Origin of the sequence: Limosilactobacillus urinaemulieris (assembly GCF_014838745.1) — a bacterium.
Classification (GTDB): domain Bacteria; phylum Bacillota; class Bacilli; order Lactobacillales; family Lactobacillaceae; genus Limosilactobacillus; species Limosilactobacillus urinaemulieris.
This window is the reverse complement of the sequence record NZ_JABUXR010000019.1, coordinates 18,149-27,402: the sequence shown is the minus strand read 5'-3', so window position 1 is coordinate 27,402 and position 9,254 is coordinate 18,149. Positions and strand designations below refer to the sequence as shown.

5 protein-coding genes and 1 pseudogene are annotated in these 9,254 nt (G+C 41.6%); 1 reads left to right on the top strand and 5 read right to left on the bottom strand.

Going from position 1 to position 9,254, the window contains the following annotated elements:
• Window positions 1-208 precede the first annotated feature (208 nt).
• The 3 genes from fusA to rpsL all read right to left on the bottom strand — a co-directional run bounded on the left by fusA (window position 209) and on the right by rpsL (window position 3,345).
• Entirely contained in the window at window positions 209-2,293 is a 2,085-nt protein-coding gene (fusA, locus tag HUK45_RS08165) for an elongation factor G (protein ID WP_102168790.1), read from the bottom strand.
• 140 nt (window positions 2,294-2,433) lie between these two features.
• Window positions 2,434-2,904: a 30S ribosomal protein S7 gene (gene rpsG, locus HUK45_RS08160; RefSeq protein ID WP_003716646.1), complete on the bottom strand. Its 471-nt coding sequence runs from the start codon at window positions 2,902-2,904 to the stop codon at window positions 2,434-2,436.
• Between the two features lie 21 nt (window positions 2,905-2,925).
• A complete protein-coding gene (gene rpsL / locus HUK45_RS08155; RefSeq protein WP_040530789.1) occupies window positions 2,926-3,345 on the bottom strand; it encodes a 30S ribosomal protein S12 in 420 nt (139 codons plus the stop codon).
• Window positions 3,346-3,603: 258 nt separating this feature from the next.
• Here rpsL and HUK45_RS09820 point away from each other — a divergent pair, with 258 nt between their 5' ends.
• Entirely contained in the window at window positions 3,604-4,128 is a 525-nt protein-coding gene (locus HUK45_RS09820; RefSeq protein ID WP_413230829.1) for a prepilin peptidase, read from the top strand.
• A 127-nt stretch (window positions 4,129-4,255) separates the two neighbouring features.
• Here HUK45_RS09820 and HUK45_RS08145 read toward each other — a convergent pair.
• A pseudogene (locus tag HUK45_RS08145) lies at window positions 4,256-5,473 on the bottom strand (DUF998 domain-containing protein).
• 127 nt (window positions 5,474-5,600) lie between these two features.
• Window positions 5,601-9,236: a DNA-directed RNA polymerase subunit beta' gene (gene rpoC / locus HUK45_RS08140; protein WP_191911914.1), complete on the bottom strand. Its 3,636-nt coding sequence runs from the start codon at window positions 9,234-9,236 to the stop codon at window positions 5,601-5,603.
• Between the last annotated feature and the right edge of the window lie 18 nt (window positions 9,237-9,254).

Genomic DNA, 9,254 nt, shown 5'->3' with positions numbered 1-9,254 from the left:
TATGGTTTTGCCAATCAAAAATTTTTCTTTTTAAGAATTGATTGTCTTTTTGTATAAAAAAATACCACCCACATTTCTGTGAGTGGTATCGATATCCATCAATACCAGTTGACAGATACCCATAATTCGTTTTTATTCAAAGAATAAGAAAAGAGCTTGAAGACTAATTCGTCTTCAAGCCCTTTCTAAGGCTAATTAACAGTAATGATTAGTTATTGCCGCTTTCCTTAATGATCTTTTCTTGAACTGCCTTAGGAACAGCTGAGTAGTGATCGAAAGTCATAGTGAAGGTACCACGACCCTGGGTAGCAGAACGAAGGGCAGTAGCATAGCCGAACATTTCTGAAAGTGGAACAAATGAGTGGATTTGTTGAGCGTTACCACGTTCTTCCATACCATCAATGGTACCACGACGAGCAGTAACTTGACCCATAACGTCACCCATGTTTTCTTCAGGAACAACGATATCAACCTTCATAATAGGTTCAAGGATAACTGGATCTGCTTTCTTAGCAGCGTTCTTCAATGCAAGTGATGCAGCAACCTTGAAGGCGGCTTCACTAGAGTCGACCTCGTGGTAACTACCATCGTAAAGCTTAGCGTGCATATCAACAAGTGGGTAACCTGCTAATACACCGTTTTGCATAGCTTCCTTCAAACCTTGTTCAACGGCAGGAATGAATTCACGAGGAACAACACCACCAACGATGGCATCTTCGAATTCAAAGCCCTTACCTTCTTCAAGTGGTGTAAATTCGATCCATACATCACCGTATTGACCTTTACCACCAGATTGACGAACGAACTTACCTTGTGCAGATACCTTCTTAGTAAATGCTTCACGGTAAGAAACTTGTGGCTTACCAACAGTAACCTCGGCGTGGAATTCACGACGAAGACGTTCAACAATGATGTCCAAGTGAAGTTCACCCATTCCGGCGATCAAAGTTTCACCAGTTTCTGGGTTGGTTTCAGCCTTAAAGGTTGGATCTTCTTCAGCTAACTTTTGGAGACCCTTGTCCATCTTATCTTGGTCAGCCTTAGACTTAGGTTCAACAGAAACTTGAATAACTGGGTCAGGGAAGTCCATTGATTCAAGTTGAAGTGGGTGATCAGGATCTGTCAATGAATCACCAGTAGTGGTGTTCTTCAAACCAATAGCAGCGGCAATATCACCAGAGAATACTTCTGGAATTTCGTGTTGTTGGTTAGAGTGCATTTGAAGCAAACGACCAATCCGTTCACGCTTGTCCTTAGTTGCGTTAAGAACGTATGAACCAGATTGAAGTGAACCAGTGTAAACCCGTAAGAATGTCAAACGACCAACGAATGGGTCTGTAGCAATCTTAAATGCCAAAGCAGCGAATGGCTTGTTATCACCGGCAGTCAATTCAACTTCATTACCATCAGCATCGTGAGCAACAAATGGCTTAACATCAAGTGGTGATGGTAAGTAATCAATAACAGCATCAAGCATCATTTGGATACCCTTATCCTTGTAAGCTGAACCAGCTAATACAGGGAAGAGTTTTTGTTCCAAAGTACCCTTACGAATAGCAGCCTTAATTTCGTCAACGGAAATTTCGTCACCTTCAAGGTACTTTTCCATGATGTTGTCATCAATGTCAGCTAGAGTTTCGATCAAGGCATCGTGACGCTTTTGCGCTTCTTCCTTCATGTCATCAGGAATATCAACAGTGTCCCAGTTAGTACCAAGCTTATCTTCGTCATAAACATAAGCAACCATCTTAACTAGGTCAACAACACCGGAGAAAGTATCTTCGGCACCAATTGGCATTTGGATTGGCAATGGAGTAACGTTCAACCGGTCCTTAATAGTTTGAACTGAGTAATCAAAGTTAGCACCAACTTTGTCCATCTTGTTAGCAAACACAATCCGTGGAACGTTAAAGTCATCAGCTTGACGCCAAACAGTTTCGGTTTGTGGTTCAACACCGGCTTGGGCATCAAGAACAGTTACGGCACCATCAAGAACCCGAAGTGCACGTTCAACTTCGACAGTGAAGTCCACGTGTCCTGGGGTATCAATAATGTTAATCCGGTAATCCTTCCAAACGGCAGTAGTGGCTGCGGAAGTGATAGTGATACCACGTTCCTTTTCTTCATCCATCCAGTCCATTTGTGAAGCACCATCGTGGGTTTCACCAATCTTGTGAATCTTACCAGTGTAGTAAAGAATCCGTTCAGTGGCAGTCGTCTTACCGGCATCGATGTGGGCCATGATACCGATGTTACGAGTCTTGTCAAGAGGGTATTCACGTTTGTTAGCCATCTTAAAAGTGTATCTCCTTCCAGAATATGGTTATTTCAAAAAATTAAACTTTATTTAGAAAAAGGGATGACGGTTATTCAAATAATCTACGTCACCCCTATATTGTAACTGGTTAGACAACCGGTTTCAATTCGCAGTGATTACCAGCGGTAGTGTGCGAAAGCACGGTTGGCTTCAGCCATACGGTGAGTATCTTCACGCTTCTTAACTGAGGCACCAGTGTTGTTTGAAGCATCGATGATTTCACGTGCAAGACGTTCAACCATTGTGTGTTCACCACGCAACCGTGCGTATTGAACAATCCAACGAAGACCTAAAGTGGTCCGACGTTCTGGACGAACTTCGATTGGAACTTGGTAGTTTGAACCACCAACACGACGAGCCTTAACTTCAAGAACAGGCATAACGTTTTCCATAGCTTGTTCGAAAACTTCTACAGGGTTGTTGCCTGTTTCATTCTTAATTTCATCAAATGCTGCATACAAAATCTTAGTAGCAGTTCCGCGCTTACCATCGATCATCAAGTGGTCAATCAAGCTGGTAACCAACTTTGAGTTGTACATTGGATCTGGTAAAATTTCACGCTTTTGTACATGTCCTTTACGTGGCATTACTTAATCCCTCCTAATATTTTACTTCTTGTCCTTAGGCTTCTTGGTACCGTACTTAGAACGTGATTGCATCCGTCCTTCAACACCAGCAGTATCAAGAGTACCACGAACGATGTGGTAACGAACCCCAGGCAAATCCTTAACACGACCACCACGAATTAAAACAACAGAGTGTTCTTGGAGGTTGTGACCAATACCAGGGATGTAAGCAGTAACTTCAATCAAGTTTGAAAGACGTACACGGGCGTACTTCCGCAAAGCTGAGTTAGGCTTCTTAGGTGTCATAGTACCGACACGGGTAGCAACCCCACGCTTTTGTGGTGATGGAGTCTTAACTTCTTCCTTCTTAAATGTGTTGTAAACATATCCAAGAGCTGGTGACTTTGACTTGCCCTTGTGGCTCTTCCGACCTTTACGTACCAATTGGTTAATGGTTGGCATAATTTTTCCCCTTCCTAGTTTTAAGTCCACACATCCAGGTGGTTCTTTTTTACGAATAAAAAAAGTGCTTGGATGCTATTAACATTATGTGCCTTCGTTGACGCAAAGTCTGCCCAACGACAGACACCGACGTTGCTATAAAAAGCACCTTTAATAGACTATCACGGTCTTCTACTAATGTCAACGAAGTCTTGCTAACTTTTCTAAGGATCATTTCGTTGTTTTTACGTTATGGATCTATAGAGAAAGTTTCTGGAGATGATATTATTGTTCTTTATGTTTATTAATTGCACCATTCTTACTACCTTGGGCTCCTTTGTTACCCTCTGCGGTCAACGACAACTTAATAATCAATTACCCTGGTCGCCCAAACATTCCGTTTGTGATTTTTGCCATCATCCCCTCAGTTGGTGGCAGCTTATTCCAATCCTGGGCTTCATTATTCAACGCGGGCGTTGCCATTGGTGTGACGCACGGATTTCAGCATTTTTCCCAATATCAGAACTCACGGTGATTCTTATCACGGTTAAAACATTCTCTTCCTCCTGGTCCCATAATCTGATCTTTACCATTGTCATTCTTACACTTTTATACCTTTCAACAACCGATTTTATTAGCCAGGTAATCTACCCAGTTGCATTAATTGGGTTGTTTCCACTTCTTCTCGTTCTACCACGCCAATCATTTTCAATCGGTAAACTCATGGTTGAATTAGTTATAATGGGACTCTTCCTTTTTGGATTACAGCATATTACGAAGGGGGCTGGGAACGGGCGATATTGAATTCATTCTCGTAACCGACTTGATTGGGGTCTGGGAATTAACAACACAAATTATCTTGATCGGTTGTCTACTAACACTAATTCCAGCCCTAATAAAAAGGAACAGCAAGCTGCCCCTTATTCCAGGATTAGCGCTTGGCTTCATCCTGAGGCTGCTTTTCTGTTCCTACTAGTGTTTCTTCTTCTGCAGAGCTGTTTTTGATTTTAACAAGAAATAGCCGCTCACCATATTGAGCAAGGTTTTCAATATTTTGCAGTAATAGTAATAATCACGAGAATGAAAGGGCAAACTCAATCAGCTCAAAAGCCGTTAGTGATAAATAATTAGCTAGCTTAAAAATTATATACTCCGCTCCCATCACTGCCCCAATTACATAAGAAGTAACCAAGAATTGCTTAGTAACTTCTGGAAGGATCCAGCGAATAGCAACAATTAAAATTAACATAATATAAACTAGCCACATTGAAATTCGATCATGAAGGATGTGGAATTTAGGATTATTAGGAAATAACCCAATTGCAGCAATACAAGCTGCTTCTCCATATAGTAGCCACCGTAATAATTGGGTTTTAATTCCCGGATACTTTTGCTGTAGGTTAACAAAGAGATAATCAACTAACGCCATCATTAACAATCCCGAAAATATCAGGGTCACGTTAAATTGTAAATTAGCTGAATTCTTGGCTGTTCCTAAAAAACTAAAGTTATATTTCCACCAATCACGAGTAGAATTGGTTAACATCGAAAACAGCATTCCACCAATAATCATTATCGTCAATAGGTTAGTAATGATCGCCGAAGAGAGAGTCAGTGCAAGATTAATCATTAAGTAATTGATCACAGCAACGATCACAAAGACAAAGGTTGTCGAAGTATAGATATCAAATCGTGCATCCGTAAATAACTTTTCTAATAGCCAGAAGAAAGCTGAAAAAGAAAAGGCAATGATTAGTCCGCAAGCAATGGTAATTGTCGGCAAACTTCGCCAGTAAATATTTTTCGTTGGCCCAGTATTCCGCAATTTTGTAACAATAAAGCTAATTACAAAAACAAACAAACCACTTACCAGACTTAATAACGTTGCACCGTTAGCAATTGAATAATCACCGGTGATCGGAACTGTTTTCATATGACGTTCGTAACAGAAAACAAAAAAGCAAATCGTTAAAAGTAAGGCTGGTAAAATATACCAATATAGCCTAATTTTAGGTAGTTGGTCAATTACTCGTGAAGGTCTAATAGTGATTTCGTTATGGTTAACATTTAACTCTAGCTGTTCGTTGGCAGTAAAACCCGTTTTTTCCATGGCTGATGATGGAATTTCAATAGTATATTTCTTTGACATTTTTTCTCCCAATAGCAACAAAAAACCATAGTCTGTTAGCTATAGTTCTTCTCTCTCATTTTCAATATTTAAAATAGCAAAAAGGGCTATGACAATCAAGTCATAGCTCTTTTATAGATTAAGCAAATTAATTTTGTTTGTCTTCTTCCTTCATCTTAGCTTCTAAGTCCTTGATGGAGTAAGCAGCAACATTAACTTCCTTTGGCTTAATGTTCCGGTATGTACTCATACCAGTACCGGCTGGAATAATCTTACCGATAATAACATTTTCCTTCAAACCAACTAATGGGTCATTCTTACCACGAATAGCAGCATCTGTCAGAACACGAGTAGTTTCCTGGAATGAAGCAGCTGATAAGAAACTGTTAGTTTCAAGGGCAGTCTTGGTAATTCCTAAGATAACTGGACGAGCAGTAGCTGGGATATTACCAGCTACTAATGTCTTGTAGTTAGCATCACGGAATTGACCAATGTCCATCAATTGTCCTGGCAACATATCTGTGTCACCCGGATCCATGACACGAACCTTCCGCATCATTTGACGAATCATGATTTCAACGTGCTTATCTAACAGATCGATCCCCTGCATACGGTAAACCTTTTGAACTTCAGCAAGAAGATAAGTTTCTGTAGAAAGAACGTCACGAACGCGAATTAATTCCTTAGGATCAATTGAACCTTCGTTAAGGGCGGTTCCACGGTGAATAAAGTCACCTTCAGCAACCCGCATCCGTGCAGTAATTGGTAAGGTGTATGTCCTGGTATCAGTTTCACCCTTAACAGTAACATCCTTGGTCCGTTCTGCCGGATTTTCTTCGATTGATTCAACTTCACCAGTAACCTCAGTAATGGTTACACGACCCTTAGGATTACGTGCTTCCACAATTTCTTGAACACGAGGGAGACCTTGAGTAATATCTTCGTTACCGGCAACACCACCAGTGTGGAAGTTCCGCAAGGTCAATTGAGTACCCGGTTCACCGATTGATTGAGCGGCAACAGTACCTACTGCTTCACCGGCTTCAACCCGGTCACCAGTAGCTGCATTTCGGCCGTAGCATCGTTCACAAACACCGTGTTCAGTGTTGCAAGTAAATGCAGAACGGATAGTAACCTTCTTAACACCCGCATCAACAATCTTTTGTGCCATTGCTTCGTCGATGAGAACGTTCTTGCCGACAATCTTTTCACCAGTCTTTGGATCAAAGACGGACTTCATGGTGTAACGACCCATGATCCGGTCGTAAAGCGGTTCGATCATTTCATTACCGTTTGTAATTGCAGTAACTTCAAGACCACGGTCAGTACCACAGTCCTTTTCACGAACAACAACATCCTGAGCAACATCAACTAACCGCCGAGTTAGGTAACCTGAGTTGGCAGTCTTCAAGGCAGTATCGGTCATTCCCTTACGAGCACCGTGAGAAGAAATGAACATTTCCAGCACTGACAAACCTTCATAGAAGTTAGAAAGAACTGGCAATTCCATAATCTTACCGTTTGGAGATGCCATTAATCCACGCATTCCGGCAAGCTGAGTAAAGTTAGAAATGTTACCACGAGCACCTGAGTCAGACATCATGTTGATTGGGTTATGGATGTCCATGTGTTCAATCAGCTTGTTTTGAACTTCATCCTTAGCATCATTCCAGATACCAATAACTCGATCATAGCGTTCATCGTCAGTAATCAAACCACGACGGAATTGCTTAGTAACTAAGGCAACTTGCTTCCGAGCCTTCTTGATAATTTCTGGCTTTTCAGGCAAGTCATGAATATCTGACATTGCAGTAGTCAAACCGGAAATTGTTGATTCGTAGTAACCAAGATCCTTAATCCGGTCAAGGAATTGAGAAGTCTTAGTAACCTTGTATTGCTTGTAAACTTCAGCAATCAAGTCAGACAAGAAGCCCTTCTTGAATGGTGGAACTAGTGGTGCATTTTCAAGGTATTCATTAATATCTTCACCTGGATCAAGGAAGAAGCGATCATCAACACCCTTAGTAATGTTATCAGCAGTAGGTTCGTTAATGTAATTGAAATCTTTAGGAAGAATCCGGTTAAATAATAACTTACCTACACTAGTTACCATGATCTTGCCACGTTGCTCATCAGTAAACGGCTTGTCAGGGAATGCTGAAACTTGTACACCAACACGAGTTTGAAGCGAAACATAATTGTTCCGGTATGCCATTTCAGCTTCATCGGTATCCTTGAAAATCATTCCTTCACCTTCACGACCCTTATCTTCAGTGGTCATGTAGTAGTTACCGATAACCATATCCTGAGATGGAGAAACGATTGGTTCACCGTCACGAGGACTTAAAATGTGGGAAGCGGCAAGCATTAACAACCGTGCTTCGGCTTGTGCTTCGTCTGAAAGTGGTACGTGGATCGCCATCTGGTCCCCATCAAAGTCGGCATTGTAAGCTGTACATACCAATGGGTGAAGACGCATTGACTTTCCAGAAACCAAAATTGGTTCGAACGCCTGAATACCTAACCGGTGCAGAGTAGGGGCACGGTTAAGAAGAACTGGGTGTTCCTTGATAACATCTTCAAGAACATCAAAGACATCATCATCACGACGATCAATCTTCCGCTTAGCTGCCTTAACGTTAGCAGATAAACCACGCTTAACTAATTCGTGCATGATAAATGGCTTGAATAATTCAAGAGCCATTGGAACAGGAAGTCCCATTTGGTTCATTCGTAATGATGGACCAACATCAATAACTGAACGACCAGAGTAATCAACCCGCTTACCAAGCAAGTTTTGACGGAAACGTCCTTGCTTACCCTTCAGAAGGTGAGAAAGAGACTTCAATGGACGGTTACCAGGACCTGAAACGGGACGACCCCGACGACCATTATCAATCAAAGCATCGACAGCTTCTTGGAGCATCCGCTTTTCGTTTTGAACAATGATTCCTGGTGCTTGCAACTTCAAAAGACGCTTTAAACGGTTATTCCGGTTAATAACCCGCCGGTATAAATCGTTTAAGTCAGAAGTAGCGAACCGACCACCTTCAAGTTGAACCATTGGCCGTAAGTCAGGTGGCATAACAGGAATAACATCAAGAACCATCCATTCTGGCTTATTACCAGACTTGATGAATGCTTCCAAAATATCCAAACGACGGATAGCACGAGTCCGCTTTTGACCAGTTGCTTCCTTCAGTTCTTCCTTTAATTCGGCAGCTTCCTTATTAAGGTCGACATCTGCTAATAACTTCTTAATAGCAGCGGCACCCATTTCAGCAGTAAAGCGGTCGCCAAATTCAGCCTTCTTATCACGGTATTCTGCTTCAGAAAGCAATTGTTTCTTTTCAAGTGGAGTATCACCTGGATCCAAAACAACGTATGAAGCAAAGTAAATAACTTCTTCAAGTGAACGTGGACTCATGTCTAAGACAAGACCCATCCGACTTGGAATCCCCTTGAAGTACCAAATATGGGAAACCGGAGCAGCCAATTCAATGTGCCCCATCCGTTCACGACGAACCTTTGAACTAGTAACTTCAACACCACAACGATCACAGACACGACCCTTGTAGCGAATCCGCTTGTACTTACCACAAGCACATTCATAGTCCTTAGTTGGGCCAAAGATTCGTTCGTCAAACAGACCTTGTTTTTCTGGCTTTAAAGTCCGGTAATTGATAGTTTCGGGCTTCTTAACTTCCCCATAAGACCAACTACGGATCTTATCTGGTGATGCCAGGCCGATCTGCATACTTTCAAATTTATTGACATCAATCAAAGGATTTTTCCTCCTTAT

Excerpts from the sequence above, each read along its gene's own strand:
- fusA (WP_102168790.1), bottom strand. The coding sequence starts at position 2,293 with ATGGCTAACAAACGTGAATACCCTCTTGACAAGACTCGTAACATCGGT.
- rpsG (WP_003716646.1), bottom strand. The coding sequence starts at position 2,904 with ATGCCACGTAAAGGACATGTACAAAAGCGTGAAATTTTACCAGATCCA.
- rpsL (WP_040530789.1), bottom strand. The coding sequence starts at position 3,345 with ATGCCAACCATTAACCAATTGGTACGTAAAGGTCGGAAGAGCCACAAG.
- HUK45_RS09820 (WP_413230829.1), top strand. The coding sequence starts at position 3,604 with ATGATATTATTGTTCTTTATGTTTATTAATTGCACCATTCTTACTACC.